The sequence below is a fragment of the Pseudomonas sp. zfem001 genome (genome assembly GCF_032621725.1).
GTDB classification, from domain to species: Bacteria; Pseudomonadota; Gammaproteobacteria; order Pseudomonadales; family Pseudomonadaceae; genus Aquipseudomonas; species Aquipseudomonas sediminis.
Window position 1 is genome coordinate 94544 of record NZ_JAVYJI010000002.1, and the last position, 19435, is coordinate 113978.

The 19435-nt window shown below is 63.9% G+C and carries 17 protein-coding genes; 3 read left to right on the top strand and 14 right to left on the bottom strand.

Annotated features, from left to right (window positions below; all coding sequences use genetic code 11):
• Positions 1–78 precede the first annotated feature (78 nt).
• Together RTH74_RS08380 and RTH74_RS08385 are read right to left on the bottom strand one after the other, a co-directional pair.
• Positions 79–1269, bottom strand: coding sequence for a benzoate/H(+) symporter BenE family transporter (locus RTH74_RS08380; RefSeq protein WP_099525472.1), 1191 nt, complete (start codon positions 1267–1269; stop codon positions 79–81).
• The gene (locus tag RTH74_RS08385) at positions 1269–1880 is read right to left on the bottom strand and encodes a LysE family translocator (protein WP_099525473.1); all 612 of its coding nucleotides are present in this window, start codon (positions 1878–1880) and stop codon (positions 1269–1271) included. Before RTH74_RS08385 ends, RTH74_RS08380 begins: the two co-directional genes overlap by 1 nt.
• A 140-nt stretch (positions 1881–2020) precedes the next feature.
• On the opposite strand from RTH74_RS08385, the gene RTH74_RS08390 reads away from it, so the two are divergent.
• Entirely contained in the window at positions 2021–2668 is a 648-nt protein-coding gene (locus tag RTH74_RS08390) for a hypothetical protein (protein ID WP_316914365.1), read from the top strand.
• Positions 2669–2722: 54 nt separating this feature from the next.
• Here the strand turns inward: RTH74_RS08390 and RTH74_RS08395 are convergent, their stop codons facing one another.
• From RTH74_RS08395 to RTH74_RS08410, 4 genes are all read right to left on the bottom strand, one after another.
• A complete protein-coding gene (locus tag RTH74_RS08395) occupies positions 2723–5131 on the bottom strand; it encodes a TonB-dependent siderophore receptor (protein ID WP_316914366.1) in 2409 nt (802 codons plus the stop codon).
• A gap of 80 nt (positions 5132–5211) precedes the next feature.
• Positions 5212–6159 carry a FecR family protein gene (locus RTH74_RS08400; protein ID WP_316914367.1) on the bottom strand — a complete coding sequence of 316 codons (948 nt, stop codon included), beginning with the start codon at positions 6157–6159 and terminating at the stop codon, positions 5212–5214.
• Positions 6156–6680, bottom strand: coding sequence for an RNA polymerase sigma factor (locus RTH74_RS08405; RefSeq protein WP_420713145.1), 525 nt, complete (start codon positions 6678–6680; stop codon positions 6156–6158). The genes RTH74_RS08400 and RTH74_RS08405 overlap by 4 nt, the downstream gene beginning before the upstream one ends.
• A 202-nt stretch (positions 6681–6882) precedes the next feature.
• Positions 6883–7404, bottom strand: a complete 522-nt coding sequence (locus tag RTH74_RS08410; RefSeq protein WP_099525477.1) for a MarR family winged helix-turn-helix transcriptional regulator — start codon at positions 7402–7404, stop codon at positions 6883–6885.
• A gap of 83 nt (positions 7405–7487) precedes the next feature.
• On the opposite strand from RTH74_RS08410, the gene RTH74_RS08415 reads away from it, so the two are divergent.
• Together RTH74_RS08415 and RTH74_RS08420 are read left to right on the top strand one after the other, a co-directional pair.
• Positions 7488–8654 carry a PLP-dependent aminotransferase family protein gene (locus RTH74_RS08415; protein ID WP_099525478.1) on the top strand — a complete coding sequence of 389 codons (1167 nt, stop codon included), beginning with the start codon at positions 7488–7490 and terminating at the stop codon, positions 8652–8654.
• 48 nt (positions 8655–8702) lie between these two features.
• Positions 8703–9305 (top strand): glutathione S-transferase family protein, encoded by a 603-nt coding sequence (locus tag RTH74_RS08420; protein WP_316914369.1) that lies wholly within the window; start codon positions 8703–8705, stop codon positions 9303–9305.
• On the opposite strand, the gene RTH74_RS08425 is transcribed toward RTH74_RS08420, so the two are convergent.
• From RTH74_RS08425 to RTH74_RS08460, 8 genes are all read right to left on the bottom strand, one after another.
• Positions 9306–9875, bottom strand: coding sequence for an AraC family transcriptional regulator (locus RTH74_RS08425; RefSeq protein WP_316914370.1), 570 nt, complete (start codon positions 9873–9875; stop codon positions 9306–9308).
• An 87-nt stretch (positions 9876–9962) separates the two neighbouring features.
• Entirely contained in the window at positions 9963–10604 is a 642-nt protein-coding gene (locus RTH74_RS08430; RefSeq protein WP_316914371.1) for a response regulator transcription factor, read from the bottom strand.
• Complete coding sequence (locus RTH74_RS08435; protein WP_316914372.1) at positions 10601–13558, bottom strand: triple tyrosine motif-containing protein; 2958 nt, start codon at positions 13556–13558, stop codon at positions 10601–10603. Before RTH74_RS08435 ends, RTH74_RS08430 begins: the two co-directional genes overlap by 4 nt.
• A gap of 70 nt (positions 13559–13628) precedes the next feature.
• Positions 13629–14366, bottom strand: a complete 738-nt coding sequence (locus tag RTH74_RS08440; RefSeq protein WP_316914373.1) for an alpha/beta fold hydrolase — start codon at positions 14364–14366, stop codon at positions 13629–13631.
• Positions 14367–14410: 44 nt separating this feature from the next.
• On the bottom strand, positions 14411–16015 hold the full coding sequence (locus tag RTH74_RS08445) for an MFS transporter (RefSeq protein ID WP_316914374.1): 1605 nt from the start codon (positions 16013–16015) through the stop codon (positions 14411–14413).
• Position 16016: 1 nt separating this feature from the next.
• Positions 16017–17858: an amidohydrolase gene (locus tag RTH74_RS08450; protein ID WP_316914814.1), complete on the bottom strand. Its 1842-nt coding sequence runs from the start codon at positions 17856–17858 to the stop codon at positions 16017–16019.
• Between the two features lie 137 nt (positions 17859–17995).
• Positions 17996–18574, bottom strand: coding sequence for an antibiotic biosynthesis monooxygenase (locus tag RTH74_RS08455; protein ID WP_316914375.1), 579 nt, complete (start codon positions 18572–18574; stop codon positions 17996–17998).
• Positions 18575–18671: 97 nt separating this feature from the next.
• Positions 18672–19358: a hydrolase gene (locus RTH74_RS08460; protein WP_099525486.1), complete on the bottom strand. Its 687-nt coding sequence runs from the start codon at positions 19356–19358 to the stop codon at positions 18672–18674.
• Positions 19359–19435 lie beyond the last annotated feature (77 nt).

The following is a 19435-nucleotide window of genomic DNA, read 5'->3' on the forward strand; positions in this document are numbered from 1 at the left end:
TGCGCACCGCTTGAACACGCTGTTATCCAGTGGTGCGCACGGCGCACCCTACCGCTCGTAGCCCGGATTGCATCGGAGTTAGCGCTTGCCCCAGTTGAGCACGGCCAGCGTCAGCAGGCCGGCGACGATACCCCAGAACGCTGAACCGACGCCGGCCAGGGTCATGCCCGAGGCGGTGACCAGGAAGGTGATCAGCGCCGCTTCGCGCTCGTTGGGCTCGCTCATGGCCTGGGTCAGGCCGCCGATGATCGAGGCGAACAGTGCCAGCGCGGCGATGGAGAGGATCAACGCCGCCGGCAGCGCGGCGAACAGCGAGGCCAGGGTGGCGCCGAAAATGCCGGCGATGGCGTAGAACACCCCGCACCAGACTGCCGCGGTGTAGCGCTTGCGCGGGTCTTCATGAGCCTCCGGGCCGGCACAGATGGCAGCACTGATGGCGGCCATATGGATGCCGTGACTGCCGAACGGCGCCATCAGGATCGACACCAGGCCGGTGCTGGTCAGCAGCGGCGAGGCTGGTACGTCATAACCATTGGCGCGCAGCACGGCCATGCCCGGCAGATTCTGCGAGGCCATGGCAACGATGAACAGGGGAATGCCGATGCTGATGGCGGCGGCCAGCGAGAAGCTCGGTGTGGTCCATTCCGGTGTGGCCAGCTGCAACTGGAAGTTCGTGAAGTCCAGCAGGCCGAAGACTGCTGCCAGCACGCTGCCGACGATCAGCGCGGAGAGCACCGAGTAACGCGGCCACAGGCGCTTGCCAAGCAGATAGGCGAGCAGCATGGCCACCACCAGGATGGGCTGCTGCTCGGCGGCCACGCAGATTTCCAGGCCGATCTTGAACAGCACGCCGGCCAGCAGGGCGGCGGCGATGGAGCCGGGGATGCGGCGCATCAGGCGGTCGAAGGTGCCGGTCAGGCCGATCAGCACGATCAGCCCCGAGGCCAGGATGTAGGCGCCAATGGCCTCACCGTAGGACACCTGCGGCAGGCTGGTGATCAGCAGCGCAGCGCCGGGAGTGGACCAGGCGATCATCACCGGCGCGCGATAACGCAGCGAGAGCACGATGCAGCACAACGCCATGCCGATGGACAGCGCCCAGATCCACGAGGAAATCTGCCCGGCGGTTAGGCCGGCAGCCTGGCCGGCCTGGAACATCAGCACCAGGGAGCTGGTGTAGCCGGTAAGCATGGCGATGAAGCCAGCGACCACGGCCGAGGTGGAGGTGTCCGCCAGGGGGCGCAGGCGAGTAGGGGCGGCGTCTTGCATCAGAACATTCCAGTGTCGACGATGATGGGGTACAGCGAGGCGACCAACAGCAGCGCCATGCCGATATTGAAGGCGCGCAACGCACGCGGGTTGTCCAGCCACTTGCGCAGCATGCTGCCGGCGACGGTCCACAAACCTACGCTTGGGCAGTTGACCAAGGCAAACAGGGCCGCGATCAGCAGCACGTTGCTGAAGAAACCATCCTGTGGGGTATAGGTGGTAATGGCGCCAATGGCCATGATCCACGCCTTGGGATTGACCCACTGAAAGGCCGCCGCCTGCAGGAAGGTGAACGGCTTCGCTTCAGGGTTCTCGCGGCTCTGCGGTGCGCCGGACTGGGCGATCTTCCAGGCCAAGTAGAGCAGATACGCGGCGCCGAGATAGCGCAGTACGTCATGCAGTACCGGCAGGCGTTGGAACACCTGGCCGAGCCCCAGGCCCACGGCAGCCACCAGCAGCATGAAGCCCAGGCTGATGCCGAGCATGTGCGGAATGCTGCGGCGCACGCCGAAGTTCACCCCGGAGGCGAGCAGCATCATGTTGTTGGGCCCTGGCGTTACCGAGGTGACGAAGGCGAATGCGATGAAGGCGAGCAGCAGTTCGGTGGACATGGTCGTTCTCCGGTGACTGGCAAAGCCTATTGCGCGGCTGTCACGCCGTCGCGGTACAGCCACTGGTGGGTTGAACCGTACAGTCTGGTCAAGCGCATCGTGGATGGTTAGCCTTGATCTTTTGCAGACAAGGAAGCCTCATGCAGCCGGACAACCCCTACAGTGCCCCGCAGGTCGAACTGATCGATGACCAGCCGGTGCGGCAGCTCCCGGGCTGGAGTGTGCGTCAGTTACAGGTGCTTGGCTGGTTGGCGCTGATGTCTGCGCTGGGCAGTGCGCTGATGCTGTGCGTTATTTTCGCTAGCAGTTGGCTGGGCCAGGCAGAGCTGGAGCAGGTCGAGCGCTATACCCGCTGGCTGGGACTGTTGCTGATGTTGTTGGGCAACTACTTGTTGATCCGCCTCAAGAGCTTCATCGAGCAGCGTTTTGCTGCGCCGGGGCTGAGCTGGCCGGTCTGGATCATCGTTGTTCTTGCCCTGGTCAGCGGGGTGATGGACTTCATGGTTGGGGATCAACTGTTCAAGGCACTTAGCGTGCTGACCATCACCTACCTGGGCCTGATGGTACTCATGGGGCTCGGCATTACCTGGTTCGGTATTCTCCTGCTCAAGGTGAGGCTGGCGTACGCCTCTCTGAGGGTCATGGCCTGGCTGTCCATCGCCAGCGGCGTGATGTTCGCCAGTGTGCTATTTTTGCCTCTGGCTATAGTGCCGGCACTGGCGGTTTGCGTGGCGCAGGGGCTGGTGTTCTTCAGAGGGGCTGCCGAGTTGCAGGAGGCTGCGAGTTAGCAAGGCCCAAAACGACAAGAGCCGCCCATCGGGCGGCTCCTGTTTTTCAGCCGATCACCACTTGTAGTCGAGGCTGGCCGTGACCCGGCGTGGGTCGCCGGCATAGCAGTAGAAGCCATCGCAGGTGGCCAGGTATTCCTTGTCGAACAGGTTGTTGGCGTTGAGCGACACGCTGGCGCCACGCAAGCTGGCGTCGATCTGGCCAAGGTCGTAGCGCACCGCCGCGTCGTAGACGGTATAGGCGCTGCTGTGGCCGTCGGAAGGATCACGGACGAAGCCCATGCTACCGACAGAGATGTTGTCGGTGGAACCGACGAAGCGGGCGCCAAAGCCGACGCCGAAGCCCGCCAGCACACCCTGACTCCAATCGTAGTCGGCCCAGATCGAGGCCTGATGCTCGGGGATCAGTGGCAGTGCGCGGTTCTTGTCGCGTGGATCGCCGACCTTGGTCATCTTGCTGTTGGTGTAGCTGTAGGAGGCGGTCAGGCTGAGGTTCTCGGTGATATTACCGGTGGCTTCCAGCTCCAGGCCGCGGACTTCTACCTCGCTGACCGGTTCGGTGGCGCCAGCGATGTTGGTGGTCACGATGTTCTGCCGCGTGAGGTCATAGACAGCGGCGGTGAACAACATGTCGCTACCCGGCGGTTGATACTTGATACCCAGTTCGTACTGCTTGCCGGTGCTGGGTTTGAACGCCGCGCCGCCGTTGCCGCCCGCTTCGGCCTGGAAGGATTCGGCGTAGGACACGTAGGGCGTGAAACCGGAGTCGAACACATAGCTCAGCGCCGCATTGCCGCTGAATTGGCTGTCGCGACGGCTGTCCTTGGCATCGTTGGCGTTGTGGAACACCGAATCGGTGTCCAGGCGGTCCCATCGGCCACCGAGGGTCACGCGCCAGTTGTCCAGCGACATTTGGTCCTGAAGGTAAAGGCCTGTGTTACGACGCTTCTGGTTGTAGTCCTGGTAAGCCGTGTAGCTGACGCCGCTGAAATCCTGGCCGTAGATCGGGCGAATGATGTTGCTGCTGGGAGCAGAACCGTACAGCCAGCGGTAATCGGTATCCACGCGCAGATAGTCGAGGCCCAGCAGCAGGGTGTGGCCGATGGCGCCAGTGTTGAAGTCCGCCTGGAAATTGTTGTCCACGGCGAAATGGCTGATGTTTTCGTCGTAGACGTTGGCGCCGCGTGCGACCGTACCGTCGTCAGCCACGGCGGTTGCCCAGCCCCCGGCCGTGATGATCTGGTTATCCAGTTCGAGCTTGCTGTAGCGCAGGTTCTGGTTGAACTGCCAGGTGTCGTTGATGCGGTGCTCGAAGGCGTAGCCCAGTGCGTAGAAGGTCTTGTCGTAGAACTCCCAGTCCGGGTCGCCGAGGTTCTTGTGGTAGTCGACCTTGCCGGCCGGGGTGCTCAGCTTGGTGCCTTGCAGCGGCAGGAACTGGCTGGTGCCGCCGGTATCGTCACGGTTGAACTGACCGAGGAAGGTGAGCTTGGTGGTGTCAGCGATATTCCAGGTCAGGCTGGGCGCGAGGTTGAAGCGCTGGTCGTCGATATGCTCGACGCTGGTGCCGCTGTCCCGACCAGTACCGCTGAAGCGATAGAGGAAGCGGCCGTCGTCATCGATCTTGCCGGTGCTGTCGAAGCTGATCTGCTTGTGGTTGTAGTTGCCGACCTGAACCTGCACTTCATGGCTGCTTTCAGCCTGTGGGCGGCGGCTGACGGCGTCCACCAGACCGCCTGGTGGGGTCTGGCCATACACCGCCGAGGCCGGGCCGCGCAGCACGGCGACGCGCTCCAGGTTCCAGGTTTCCAGCTTGGCCATGGTGTAGCTGCCCTTGGGCAGCGGCAGGCCGTCGAGCATCTGGATCGGTTCGAAGCCGCGGATCTTCATCCAGTCGGCGCGGCTGTCGCTGCCGTAGCTGCTGGCGATGACGCCCGGCATGTAGCGCACGGCATCATCGAGGTTCTGCACCTTGCGGTCCTGCATCTGCTCGCGGGTGGCGACGGAGATCGAGCGTGGGGTTTCCAGCAGCGGCGTGTCGGTCTTGGTGCCGGTCGCGGTGCGGTTGGCCAGGTAACCACGGGTTGGGCCCCAGGCGGTCTCGGCGGCCTGTTCGCTGGCGGTCACGGTGACGTCCGGCAGTGCCATTGCCGCTTCTGCTGCAGGGGTCAGGCTGTAGGCGCCGCCATTGCCGCTTTGCAACTGCAGGCCGGTGCCACGCAGCGCCTGATTGAGGGCTTCGATGGCTTCGTAGTCGCCGTTGACCGGTGCCGAGCTTTTGCCCGCGGTCAGGGCCGGGTCGATGCTCAGGGTCACGCCGGCCTGGCTGGCGATCTGGTTGAGCGTGGTCGCCAGAGGGCCGGCGGGCAGTTGGTAAAGCTCAGCGTGGGCCAGCCCGGCATGGCCGGCGAAGGCGATGGTCAGGGCCAGCAGCGTGTGGCGGAACGGGGCAGGGCGGAAGGACATTGCGAACGTCTCCTAAGAGTTAATGTATCTCAATGCCCTTTTGCCGAAGCAGGAAGGAAAAGTGACAGGGGCTGGGAAAATTATTTTTCCGCCGGTAGCACGCGGGTCCACCAGGGGCTCAGTTGCTCGGTGCGCACCGGCAAGCTCAGTGCGACAGCGGCCAGTGCCTTGTCGCTGTCGTGCAATGGGAAGCTGCCGCTGATGCGCAGATCGGCCAGGCTCGGATCGAGGCTCAGGTAACCGCTGCGGTATTCGCCGAGCTGATCGATCAGGCGCTGCAGGGGCAGGTTGTCCGCCACCAGCATGCCGCGGCTCCAGGCGTCGGCGCCGATGGGGGCAGGGTGGCTTGCGCTGAGGTGCTGGCTGTCCATGCGCACCTGTTCGCCGCTGTGGATGATGCGTTCCTGTGAACCGGCCAGCGGCCTGGCGGCGACTGCCGACTGCAACACGATCAGCTCGGTCGCGGCGCCTTCACGCCGTACCAGAAAGCGCGTACCCAGCGCACGCAAGCGTCCCTGCTCTGTCTCGACGATGAAGGGACGGCTATCGCCCTTGGCGGTCTGAATCAGAATTTCGCCGCTGTGCAGGTGCAGGCGCCGTTCGTTTTCGTCGAATTCGATATCCAGCGCACTACGGCTGTTGAGGCGTACCTGGCTGCGGTCGGCGAGCAGCAGGTCGCGCTGTTCTCCACTGGCGGTATGGTAGTCGGCGAGGTAATCGCCAAGCGGGCGCTGCTGAGCCAGCAATACCAGCGTTATGCCCGTGGCCAGCAGCAGACCCAGGGCGCTACTGCCGAGGCGCCGACGGCTGGCGCTACTTTGCAACAAGGCGCGCCGTGCCATTGGTGTGTTGGCAGATGCGAGCTGCTGGTCGATACCGCCCAGGCGTTGCCAGACCAGACCATGCTCCGGGTGAGCGGCCAGCCAGTCGGCGAAGTCATGGCGTTGCTGCTCGCTGGCTTCGCCCGAGTCCAGGCATAGCTGCCAGGCGATGGCCTCATCGAGCACGCGAGCCGAGACCTGGCTCATTGCGGCGCTCCGTACAGCGCGACGTAGCACTGGCGCAGGCCCTGGGCGAGGTACTGACGCACGCGCGACGGCGACACGCCAAGCCGCTCGGCGATCTCGGCGTGGCCGAGGCCATCCAGGCGGTTATAGAGAAACGCTGCGCGTGCCTTGCTCGACAGTTGGCCGAGCAGGCGGTCGATCTCGGCCAGTTGCTCCAATGCCAGGGTCTGTTCTTCCGGGCTGAGTTGCACCGCTTCAGGAGCCTGCGCGAGCGCTTCCAGGTAGGCGCGCTCCAGCGCGTTGCGGCGGAACTGGTCGACCAGCAATCCCTTGGCGATGGTGGTGAGCAGGGCTCTGGGTTCGCGTGGGCTATGCAGGTCAGCGCGACCGAGCAGGCGGACGAAGGTGTCCTGGCTCAGGTCTTCGGCGCGCTGCGCGCAATTCAGGCTTTTGCGCAGCCAGCCGAACAGCCAATCACGGTGATCGCGATAAAGCAGACCGACCAGCTGTTGGTTGCTGGAATCCTGAACCGACACGCGCACCTCGCGAGATCTAAGTTAAGGTGATAATGATTCGCATATGATTGCAGAGGTCGTGTCAGGGTGCAATCACGCGTTGGCGCGGCATGACCGGTGGTGCGGGGGAATGGAAAGGCAGGCTGAATCGGTAGGAGCGAGCTCTGCTCGCGAACAAGAGGGTTCGTGAGCAGAGCTCGCTCCTACGGGGGGCTTGTGACGACGATGCTCAGGTGCGTTCCTGGCGGCTGCGTGCCAGGGCGTGATTGACGGCCAGCCAGCCTTGCACGGCCTCTTCGCCCATCTCGCTGAATACGCGTTGCAGCAGGCGCGCCTGCTCGCGGCGCAGTGCCTGTTCCAGCTTGGCGCCCTCGGCAGTGAAACCCAGCACACGCTTGCGCTTGTCGTCCGCGGCAGCTTCGCTCTGCACCAGGTCCATCTCGATCAACTGGCGCAACGGCATGTTCAGCGCCTGTTTGCTCACCCCCAGGTAACCCAGCAGCTCGGTCATGTTCAGGCCCGGGTACTTGGCGATGAAGAACAGAATGCGGTGGTGCACGCGTGACAACCCGCGCTTGGCCAGCATTTCGTCCGGCTTGGCGGTGAAAGCCTGATAGCCGAAGAAGAAAGCCTCCATGGCGGCCTGCTGAGCTGCGCCGTTCTTGATCACCTGCGCGCCGTGACGGCCGGCCTGCGTGCCCTCGGCGGGCGACGTCAAAAATTTCTCGGAGAAATTTTTTAGGTCAGTCATATTGACGTATCTCTGCTTGGCGGCGTAGTTTCGGTCAAGCAGTTTGACTTAATTCCAATAACTTTTGCACCCCAGGACATCCCATGGCCTTCTCCGAACGCATCGCCCGCCTGAAAAGCTCCCTGATTCGTGAAATTCTTGCCGCGGCGCAGCGTCCGGAAGTGATGTCGTTCGCTGGCGGTCTGCCGGCCGAACCGATGCTGCCGAAGGTGGACTGGGCCGAGATGCCAGCGAGCATGGGTCAGTACGGCATGAGCGAAGGCGAGCCAGCCTTGCGTGAAGCCATCGCCGCCGAAGCGCGTGCGCTGGGCGTGCCTTGCGATGCCAGCCAGGTGCTGATCGTCAGCGGCTCGCAGCAGACACTGGACCTAGCCTCCAAGCTGTTCATCGATCCGGGCACCGAAGTGCTGCTCGAAGCGCCGACCTACCTGGCGGCCCTGCAGGCTTTTCAGCTGTTCGGCGCCGACTGCATCAGCGTGCCGCAGGAGGCTGACGGTCCTGAGCTGGCCGCACTGCGCCAACGCCTGGAGAACCACAAGCCGGCCTTCGCCTACCTGATCCCGACTTTCCAGAATCCGTCCGGCACCCGTTACAGCGAAGCCAAGCGTGAAGCCGTGGCGGCCCTGCTCGACGAGTTCGGCGTGACCCTGATCGAGGACGAGCCGTACCGCGAGCTGGTGTTCGATGCCGGCAGCGCCACGCCCATCGTCAGCCGCTTGAAACAGGCCAGCTGGATCTACACCGGTACCGTGTCCAAGACGCTGCTGCCGGGCTTGCGTGTCGGTTACCTGATCGCCACCAAGGACCTGTATCCGCATCTGCTGCGCCTGAAGCAGTCGGCTGACCTGCACACCAACCGTATCGGTCAGTGGCAGGCGCTGCAGTGGTTGGGCAGCGATCAGTACCGCGGTCACCTGGCCGAGTTGCGTGATTTCTACCGTATTCGCCGTGACGCCATGCAGGCGCAGTTGCTGGAGCATTTTGGCGACCTGGCCGATTGGGAAATTCCGCAGGGCGGTCTGTTCTTCTGGCTGACCCTGAAGCAGCCGCTCGATACCCGCACGCTGCTCGATGCGGCGCTGGCGCAGAACGTCGCCTTCATGCCGGGCGAGCCGTTCTTCATCGACCCGGATGCCAACCCAGGTCACCTGCGACTGAACTTCAGCCACGTGGCGCCGGAGCGCCTGGGCGAAGGGCTGCGCCGGTTGGCGGCGGTGATTCGTGATGCGCAGGGCGCCGCAGCGGTTTGATTTTGAGGCGGCGAGCTTGCCGCGAGGATTGATAGGGAGGGCAACGCGATGTTCAAGGTCTACGGCGATTACCGGTCGGGCAACTGCTACAAGGTCAAGCTGATGCTGCATCTGCTGGGCAAGGAGTACCAGTGGATTGACGTCGATATCCTCAAGGGCGAAACGCAGAGCGAAGCCTTTCTGGCGAAGAACCCCAACGGCAAGATTCCTGTGCTGGAGCTGGAGGACGGCACCTGCCTGTGGGAGTCCAACGCCATCCTCAACTTCCTCGCCGATGGCAGCGAGTTCCTGCCGGCCGAACCGCGCTTGCGCACCCAGGTGCTGCAGTGGCAGTTCTTCGAGCAATACAGTCACGAGCCGTATGTCGCGGTGGCGCGGTTCATCCAGCTGTACCAGGGGATGCCCGAAGAGCGCCGCGAGGAGCACGCGCGCTGCCTAAAGCTCGGTTACAAGGCCCTGAAAGTGATGGAGAGGCAGCTCGAGCGCACGCCTTATCTGGTCGGTGAGCAGTATTCCATCGCCGATATCGCCCTGTATGCATACACCCACGTGGCCGACGAAGGTGGCTTCAGCCTCGAGGCTTTCCCCGCGGTTCGCGCCTGGCTCGATCGTGTCGCCAGTCACCCACGCCACGTGACCATGCTCGGCTGATCAAGGCTCGGCGGTGGCCTGCGTCCTTGCGGCGCAGCGCTGTCGCCAGAGCAATGGGCTCAGCCCGGTTTCGCGGCGGAAGGTGCGGGTGAAATGCGACTGGTCGCAAAAGCCGTGGGCATGGGCAATCTGCGTCAATGGTTGGTCGGTGGCCAGCATCATCGCCCTGGCCGCCTCGATGCGTTTGCGTGCCACATAGGCCAGCGGCGTGATGCCGAAGGTCTGTTTGAACACATGAGAGAAATGACTGCTGCTCAGGTTGAGCTGAGCGGCCAGGTCGCAGGTGCGAATGGCGGCGGCCAGGTTGTCGCTGATGTACTGATCCAAACGTCGCGTTTGCCAGCGTGTCAGACCGTTCGCGCAATGACCAATGCCGTACTGCTTGTTGGCGTTGACCTGGCGTAGCAGTGCCATGGCCTGCTCGACCTGCAGGTAGGCGTTTTGCGTGTCCACCAGCAACTGCGTTTCAGCCTCAGCGAGCAAGGCTGCGATACGGTCCAGTAGCTGCGGGTCGTGCCCGGCCTGGTGCAGGCAGGGCGCAATGGCCTGAAATTCGCCGAACGAGCCCATCGCGAAGCCTCCTTGTCTGAACAGTGGCACAGCATGCGCGGCGTCTTTGGCGGCGCACAGCTCACAAGGAAGGGGCGGGTGACAACACTAAAGTGGTGTGCCGATCTCCAGCACGCCACGTTGCGCGGCGATGGCCACGGCGTGGGTGCGATTGTTGGCGCCGAGCTTGTCCATGATCAGGCGCATATGGCCTTTGACCGTGTCTTCGGTGATGCGCAGTTGCAGGGCGATGTCGCGATTGGAATAACCCAGGGCGGCGGCCTGCAGGACTTCCACTTCGCGCGGGCTCAGGCACTGTTGGCCGATATGCTGGGCCAGGTCGACGGCGATTTCCGGTGGGATATGGCGTTTACCGGCGGCCAGGGTGCGGATGGTTTCCACCAACTCCTTGCGCAGGCTGCTTTTCAACAGATAAGCCTGCGCACCCGCCTGGATGGCATGCAGAGCCCGCACGTCGCCGCGGTAGGTGGTGAGGATGGCGATGCGCGCATCCGGGCATTCGCCGCGAATCGCCAGGATGCTGTCGATGCCATTCATATGCGGCATCTGCAGGTCCATCAGGGTGACGTCGGGGCGCAACTGACGAAAGCACTCCAGCGCCTCGCGACCATCGCTGGCTTCGCCGACCAGGTCGATATCCGCCTGCCCGGCGAGCACCGCGGCGATGCCCTCGCGTAGCAGCGGGTGGTCATCGGCGACCAGCACACGGATGGGGTTGGCAGCGGTCATGACGGCGAGCTCCTGATCAATCGTTTCCAGTGTAGCCAGCGCCGTGCGCGAGGTGGCGGCTGACGATAGGCCAAGGGGCCGGCCAGTGTCAGCTGCACCTGACAACCTTGCCCGGGCTCGCTGTCGATATTAAGTGTTCCACCAATCTTGGCTGCACGTTCGTGCATGCCTTGCAGGCCCCAGTGATCGATCGGCGCCGCGCCCAGCAGGCCGCGGCCATCGTCGCTTACGCGCAATGAAAACTGTCGGGGGTGGTAATCCAGCTGCACCCGAACATGGCGTGCCTCGGCATGACGGAAGGCGTTGCTGACGGCCTCGCGGGCGAGCTGGCTGAGTTCGTCATGCACCACCGGGTGCAGTGCGCAGGGCGTGCCGGCGACCTCGACCTGATAGTCGGTATTGGCGTGTTCGTGCAGTTGATCGTACCCGCGCAAAGTCTGTGGCAGGTCGCTCGAGGCGTCCTGCGCATGACGCAGATTACGCACCCGCTCACGGCCTTCGGCGATCACCTGGTCGGCACGATCCAAGGCATTCTCCAGTTTGATGCGCGCCGGCTGATCGGCTGGCAGGCTGTCTGCGGCGGCCTGTACATGCAGCATCAGCCCCTGCACGCCCTGGAGCAAGGTGTCGTGCAGCTCGCGGGCGATGCGCTCGCGTTCGTCGTGGCGTTCCTCCAGACGTGTACGCAGCCTTTCCGCCGCCCGTTGCATGTCGTTGCGATAGAGCAGGTGCAGGATCAGCAGTGAGGAAAACGCCACGGCCAGAATGAATAGAGGATGGCGGTAGAACACCTGGTCGATACTGAAGTTGAGTTCGGCGTCCTGCTCGCTGGTCACGCCATTCTGATTGAGCGCACGCACGCGAAAGCGATAGTCGCCAGCGGGCAGGCCGGTATAGGTCGCCTCACGTTGTCGTCCGGCAGCGTGCCATTCGCTGTCGAAACCATCGAGACGATAGAGAAAGTGCAGGCCCTCAGGCGCAGCCAGGCTCAGCGCGCCGTAGTGGATGACCAGACGTTTGCTGTCAGCGGGCAGCGCTGGCGGCGTTTGCAGGGAGATGGTCGCACCGTCGGCCAGTAACGAGTCGATACGTACCTTGGGCGGCTTGTAGCTATGAGATTCCCGATCGGGACTCAAGCTGGCGACACCGTTGCGGGTGACGAACCACAGACGCCCATCGCTGCTGCGCACCGCCGTCGGCAGAGCGAGCACCTGCTGCGGATCGTTGGCGAGCCCGCCTTGCACATCGTAGGTGCGGTAATGGATCGGGTATTTGGGATCGCTCAGCGCCTGTTTGATCTCTTCGGCCGGTAACTGGAAGATGCCACCTTTGCCTTGCAGCCAGAGGTCTTCCCCTTCAGGACTGGTGACCGGGATGATCGCGTAGAGGTTGTCGAACAGCCCACTCTCGCTCAGCGGCAGATGCTGAAAACGCTTGCCATCGAAGCGCGCCAGGCCGTGTTGGCCACCGAACCAGCTGTGGCCTTGTGAGTGGGCCATCGCTGTCACATGGCCAATGTCCAGTCCATCGGCGCTGCCCCAGTGGCGTTCGCCCTGATCGTCATGGCTGACGATCAGGTTGTTGCGATAGCCGAACCAGCGTCTACCGTCAGGGGCCAGGGCTGAGCTCACCGGCATCAGTTGCGCCGGGTCCTCGCTGGGGGCGGGAAGCTGCTGCCAGTTGCCGTCGCGCAGTACGTACAGGCCCTGGCGGTTGAGCGAGAGCCAGAGCGCCCCCTGATCGTCGATCAACAGGGTGCGCACCGAGGATTCCAGATCACGCTCGACTGGCAGGGCCGCGACTTTTTTCAACTGGTCGCCCGTGCTGCGCCAGATACCCTCGGTCCCGGCCAGCCAGACCGAGCCGCCGGGGTCTTTGCTGATTGCGCTGATCGGTGTGCGCAGCGGCAGCTCGTGCACACCCTGTTCATCCAAGCGCATGAGCGGCAGGTTGCTGCTGGCGGCCCAGAGATTGCCGGCGTCATCGGCGGCAATCGCCAGGTTGTGCGCCTGGGGCGGCAAACCTGAAGGGCGCAGAGGTCGTTCGCGTAGCCGATCCAGCCCGTTCTGGGTGCCGATCCACAGACTGTCTTCGCTGTCTTCGAGCAGCGGCCAGGCGAAGTCTGAGCTCAGGCCATCACGCGCAGAAAGCCGCTCGACATCATCGAAGCTGCCGCTGTCATGTTCGTTGGGCTTGGGCACGTGCAGCAGGCCACCGCCCGCGGTGCTCAGCCAGAGGCAACCATGGCGGTCGAACAGCATGGCGTTGGCGGGTTCGCCGATTGTTATGTGGGTCGCCTGTAGTTGCGGTTGGTCGATCTCTACCCGCAGCAGGCTCTCGCGGTCACGTTCGATCAACCACAGGGCACCGTCGGCGGCTTGCGCGATCTGCCGAGTGCGTTGACTGCGAACACCGGTGTCCTCCAGCTTCTGGGCGCCGGGCGGCAGGACGTAAAGACGCTGTTCATCGGCCACCCAGAGACGGTCACTGCTGTCGACGAAGACGCTGTAGGCATTCTCGCCGGTAAAGCCTTGTGCGATGCCTATTTGCTGCCAGCGCTTGCCGTCAAAACGCATCAGGCCGTCGTTGGCGGCAGCCCAGACGCTGCCGTCGGCGGTCTGTGCCAGGGCGTAGATGACGCCGCGGGCCAGATCGAAACTGCTGGGTTGTTCCTCCACCGATGCGATCAGTTGCACGCCGCCGTTGCGCAGGCCGACCCAAAGCCCGGCGTCGCTGGCCAGCAGGCTGGAGACGATACCCAGTTCATGGCCATCAGGAGTACGGTACCTGCTGAAGTCGAAGCCGTCGAAGCGGTACAGGGAGTCGTGGGTGCCGAGCCACAGGTAACCGTCCTGGGTTTCGGCCAAGGCACCGATCTGGCTGGGGCTGTTGTCGTTGAGTGTCCAGCGCCGATGTTCCAGTTGCTGCTCCAGAACGTTTCTGTCGGCCAGCACAGCAGCGCTGAAAAACAGCAGGCAAAACAGGCTTGCCAGGACGCCGAGGCGAGCTTGCGGGGTGTGCGGTTTAAAAGCGTCCAACTTGGTTTTGAACCCATTCGATGCTGTAGTCGGCAATTCTTTCCCAACCGGGTTCGGCGATCAGCCAGTGGCTATAGCCGGGGAACTGCTTGAAGCTGGTGATGGCTGACGAGCCTCGGTGGCGGCGATAGAGGGCGGCCACTACGCTGGCACGGACGGCCTGGGAGTTGCCCGCTGCCAGCAACAGCAGAGGCGCACGTTCGCCGTTGGTGAAATCGATGGCGCTACCGATGCCCAGGGCGGCCTCGATGAACACCCGCCCAGGTGCGGGCACGATATGGCGCGCATAGGCGGCGTCTTGCTGTGCAGGTGTCAGCGTCTGCGCCATATTGCGCGCGAAATACTGCGGTGTCATGTACAGAACGTCACGCCAACCCCTCCAGGGCAACAGCCATGGCCATGTGCTGTAGAAGCCCAGTAGGCCGGCGCGTGGCGGTATTGGGTCGATGACGATGCCGGCTTGGCCCAGGCCGCGGTCGAGCAGCAGTTGCACCAGCAGACCGCCTAGGTCGTGACCAATCAGCAACGGCGGCTGCTCCAGGTTACGTACCAGTGTTTCGTAGTGGGCGAGCAGTGCGCTGATGCCGGGTTGTCGTCCGTCCCGGGCGACCGGCCACGGCGGAGCCGTGCAGCGATAACCGCAGGCGCTGAAACGTCTCTGAAATGGCATCCAGATCGCTGGCGTGAGCCAGGCACCGTGAATGAACAGGGCATGACGAGGCATGTTGCACTCAACCTGTCATGCCCTGGTTCGGGCAGGTGCCGTCCTCAGGGGATGGCATGGGGCACGTCCTTGGCCGGCATCAGAAAATGCTCGATGTGCACGGGCACGTCCGGGTTCTGGAAATGCCTGGCTGCAGCTTCGATGCGTTGCTCGGCACGCGTTACCCGGCCGTGATGACGCAGGTGTTCGAGCCAGGATTCGTCAAAGAAGAACTCCTGCCACTGCCGTGGATTCTCGCTGTTCTGCACCAGGCCCCAGGAGAACGCGCCGTTGCGTTTGCGCATACGGGCGACCTCGGCCATCGCCTGGCGGAAGCCGGCCGCATGCTCCGGGGCGATGTCGTAGCGCAGGGTGACCATGACCGGGCCGCGCTCCAGATCGGCTTCGTCAGCCAGGATCGGTGCTGGCCAGTGCAGCGATGGCGCGAGGTCTTCGCTTTCGGTCACCGGCAGTGGGAAATGCAGCGTCAGCAATAAGCCCAGCGCCAGGCAACCCGCTGCGGCGACCATGGCGACCGGAATCGAGGCCTGGCTGGCGACATAGCCCCAGAGTGCACCGCCAGCGGCCATGCTGCCGAAGAACACCAGGATATATACCGACAGCGCACGGGCTCGCACCCAGTCCGGCACCGAGGTCTGTGCGCTGATCTGCAGGCTCGATAGCACGGCGATCCACGCGGCGCCGCTGAGCAGCATCACCGGTAGCAGCACGACGAATTCACGCACCCAGGCCAGGGCCAGCAGCACCAGCACGTAGAGCGCGCTGGCCATGGCCACCAGCTTGTTGGCGCTGATGCGCTCACGCAGCTTGGGTAGCAAAGTGGCGCCAAGCACTGCGCCGATACCAACGCTACCCAGCAGCAGACCAAAGTCGCTGGCGCTGCCCTGCAACTCGCCACGGACGATCAGCGGCAGCAGCGACATACCGGCGCTGGCGCCGACGAAGAACGCCGCAGCCCGTACCAGTACCGCCTGGAGCGGCTTCGACGCGCGGCTGTAACGCCAGCCGGCACGCATCGCACCGAGCAGACGTTCGGCCGGGAAGGCCGCGACCTGCCGCTCGCGCTTCCAGGTCAGCAGCACCGCCATCACCGCGAAGAACGACAAGGCGTTGAGAGCGAAGGTCGCCCAGGGACCACTCAAGCTGACCAGTACCCCGGCGATGGCCGGGCCGAGGGCACGGGCGACGTTGATGCCGAGGCTGGACAGGGCAATGGCCGAGGGCAGATCGCGCTTGCTCACCAGTTCTGGCGTCAGTGCCGACCAGGCCGGCATCATCAGCGCGGTACCGACGCCCATGGCCAGGGTCAGGCCGAGCAACAGCCAGACCGTGGTCAGCCCGAGCAGCGTCAGGGTCGCCAGCAGTGTCGCCACTGAGGCCATCCACACCTGCACGACAAGCAGGTAGCGGCGCTTGTCGATGATGTCGGCCATGGCCCCGGCTGGCAGTGCCAAGAGGAACATCGGCGCAGAGCCTGCCACCTGCACCAGTGCCACGTGCATGGGATTGCTCGACAGACCAGTCATCAGCCAGCCGGCGCCGACCTCGTGCATCCAGGTGCCGATGCTCGAGGCGATGCTGGCCAGCCACAGCCAGCGGAAAGTGCTGTGGTTGAGTGCGCCCCACGGCGAAGCTTTCTCGTTGGCCATGTCAGAAGGCAAAGCACGAGCAGCCGAAGGCGCCCCAGAAACCCTGGTGGTCGCTCACCGGGATGCTGCTGCGACGGGCGCGGTCATGCTGATGGGCATGCACCGAGCAGGCGCCGATGCACTGGTGGATGCTGGCGGCCATGGGCGCCGCTGCAGGTTTCCAGTGCCCGGGCACCAAGGCCACCGGCGACCAGTCCGGCAGTACCGGCAGCGTTGGCGGGGCAAGCTTGTCGTACTCACCGGTGCCGTGCACCACCTTGCCGCCGACCACGGTCAATACCGACTCCAGCCACTTGATCTGCTCTTCCTCGATGCTGAAGAAGTCCGCGCTCAAGGCCACCAGATCGGCCAGCTGGCCTACCTTGATCTGCCCCTTCTTGCCCTGTTCGCTTGAGAACCAGGCGCTGCCGTGGGTGAACAGTTGCAGCGCGGTGGCACGTGACAGGCCCTGCGGGGTGAGCGTGGTGCCGCCGACGGTTTTGCCGCTGACCAGCCAATACAGCGCCGTCCACGGGTTGTAGCTGGCCACGCGGGTGGCATCGGTGCCGCCGCCAACCGGAATGCCTTCGGCCAGCATGCGCTGGATCGGCGGCGTGGCCTCGGCGGCCTTGGCGCCGTAGCGGTCGATGAAGTATTCGCCCTGGAAGGCCATGCGGTGCTGGATGGCGATGCCGCCGCCAAGTGCGCGTACCCGTTCGATATTGCGTGGGCTGATGGTTTCGGCGTGGTCGAACAGCCAGGGCAGGCCGTTGAACGGCATGTCGCGGTCGACCTTCTCGAACACGTCGAGCATTCGCGAGATGGACTCGTCATAGGTGGCGTGCAGGCGGAACGGCCAGCGTTGCTCGACCAGATGACGCACCACCGGCTCCAGGTCGGCTTCCATGCTCGGCGCCAGATCCGGGCGCGGCTCGACAAAATCCTCGAAGTCGGCAGCGGAGAACACCAGCATTTCACCGGCGCCGTTATGGCGGAGGAAATCATCGCCCTGGTGCAGCTTGACGCTGCTGGTCCAGTTCTTGAAGTCGGTCAGCTCTTCCTTGGGCTTCTGGGTAAACAGGTTGTAGGCGATGCGCACGGTGAGCTGATCCTTGTCGGCCAGCTCCTGGATCACCTGGTAGTCGTCGGGGTAGTTCTGGTAGCCGCCACCGGCGTCGATGGCGCTGGTCACGCCCAGGCGGTTGAGCTCGCGCATGAACTGGCGGGTGGAGTTGACCTGATACTCCAGCGGCAGCTTCGGCCCCTTGGCCAGGGTGGCGTAGAGGATCAGCGCATTGGGCCGGGCGATCAGCATGCCGGTGGGCTCGCCGCTGGCATCGCGCTGGATCTCGCCACCGGGCGGGTTCGGTGTGTTCTTGTCGTAGCCCACGGCGCGCAATGCCGCGCGGTTGAGCAGGGCGCGGTCGTAGAGGTGGAGGACGAACACCGGGGTGTCGGGCGCCGCCTTGTTCAGTTCATCCAGGGTCGGCAGGCGTTTCTCGGCGAACTGGAACTCGGTCCAGCCACCAACCACGCGCACCCACTGCGGCGTCGGCGTGCGGTCGGCCTGGTCCTTGAGCATGCGCAGGGCGTCGGCCAGCGACGGCACGCCTTCCCAACGCAGCTCCAGGTTGTAGTTGAGCCCGCCGCGAATCAGGTGCAAGTGCGAGTCGTTGAGGCCGGGGATGACCGTGCGCTTTTGCAGGTCGATCACGCGGGTGGCATCGCCGCGCAGGGCCATTGCTTCTGCATCGCTGCCGACGGCGACGAAGCGCCCGTCCTTGATGGCCACGGCGCTGGCTTGGGGTTTTTCGCGGTCGACCGTGTGCAGGCGACCGTTGTAGAGAATGAGATCGGCGCTCATGTTGCCTCCTGATGAACTGACGGATGAGTCGCTGGCCATTGCCGCGAAGGGCAGGGCAGACCACAACGCGCCGGCGGCGCCAAGCACGCTACTGGTGGCGAGAAAATGGCGGCGTTTCGGGTCGGAGGGGTCCTGGCTCATGATCGATTCTCGTCAACGGTTGGGTTCAGCCAGGCGTCGAACAGGCGCGTGGCCATGGGCATGAACAGGTACACCACGAGCAGGACGATGCTCAGGGTGATCAAGGTGTTGCTTGGCAGGTAAGCGCCGAGCCAGGGAGCAAGGTGGAAAAGGGGTTGCCAGAGCAGCGGTACCAGCAGGCTCAGTGGCAGGATGACCAGGAAGGTGACGCACGCCTGTTTCCAACGCGGTGGCGGCGTCTGCGCACTTTCTGGCACAAACCAGAATTCCTTGTTCTCGGCGATTTCCAGCTGATCACCCGCGCGTAGCAGTGGCTCGACTTCGGCGATCAACTGACGTCGTTGTTCCGATTCGATCCAATTCTGCAACTGCTGCAGGCTGGCGAAGCGCAGCACGCAGGTGAACTGCGCCAGGCAGGCTTGATGGCTGCGCACCACGTCGACCCCCAGGTGGCCAGGGCATTGGCTGGCGGTGGCGATGATGCGTCGCAACCAGGCCTCGTAACGCGGCACGTGCCCTGGGCGAACCTGATGGCGTACCACCAGAGTGACGGTTTCTGCTTGCGTCTCACTCATGCTGGAGACTCTGCTCGAGGCTTTGGTTTTGTCGATCCAGCGGCGCGCACCGATGCGCGCCACTGGTCGAGTCGAGGGCGTTTCCGCCGTCATGAGGTCAGATGGGCGCCGCTACAGGGGCCAGGGTCGGCCCATGCTCAACGCGCTCAGGTGCCTTGTGCACCATGGTGTAGGCGTAGTCCACGCCCATGCCGTAGGCACCGGAGTGTTCCTTCACCAGTTCCATCACTGCGTCGTAGGTGTCGCGGTTCTTCCAGTCGCGTTGCCATTCCAGCAGCACCTGTTGCCAGGTCACCGGCACTACGCCGGCCTGGATCATGCGCTGCATGGAGTAGTCGTGAGCGGCCTGCGAAGTACCACCGGAGGCGTCGGCGACCATGTAGATTTCGTAGCCGGCGTCATGCATGGCGGAGAGGGCGAAGGTGGTGTTGCACACTTCGGTCCACAGGCCGGAAACGATGACCTTGTTGCGGCCGTTCTTCTTCAGCGCGTCGCGAACCTTCTGGTCATCCCAGGAGTTCATCGAGGTGCGCTCGAGCAGCGGCGCATCGGGGAACACGGCGAGCAGTTCGGGGTAGGTGTGGCCGGAGAAGCTTTCGGTCTCGACCGTGGTGATGATGGTCGGCACGTTGAAGATCTTGGCGGCTTTGGCCAGACCCACGGTGTTGTTCTTCAGGGTTTGCCGGTCGATGCTCTGCACGCCGAAGGCCATCTGTGGCTGCTGGTCGATGAAGATCAGCTGGCTGTTGTGCGGGGTCAGGACTTCGGTTTTTGGATTGCTCATAGCGGTTACCTGTCGGTGAGGCGGTGGTCGATGCACGCATCCCGTCGGTCGTTGCCGTCGGGTAGACGCCGGGACTA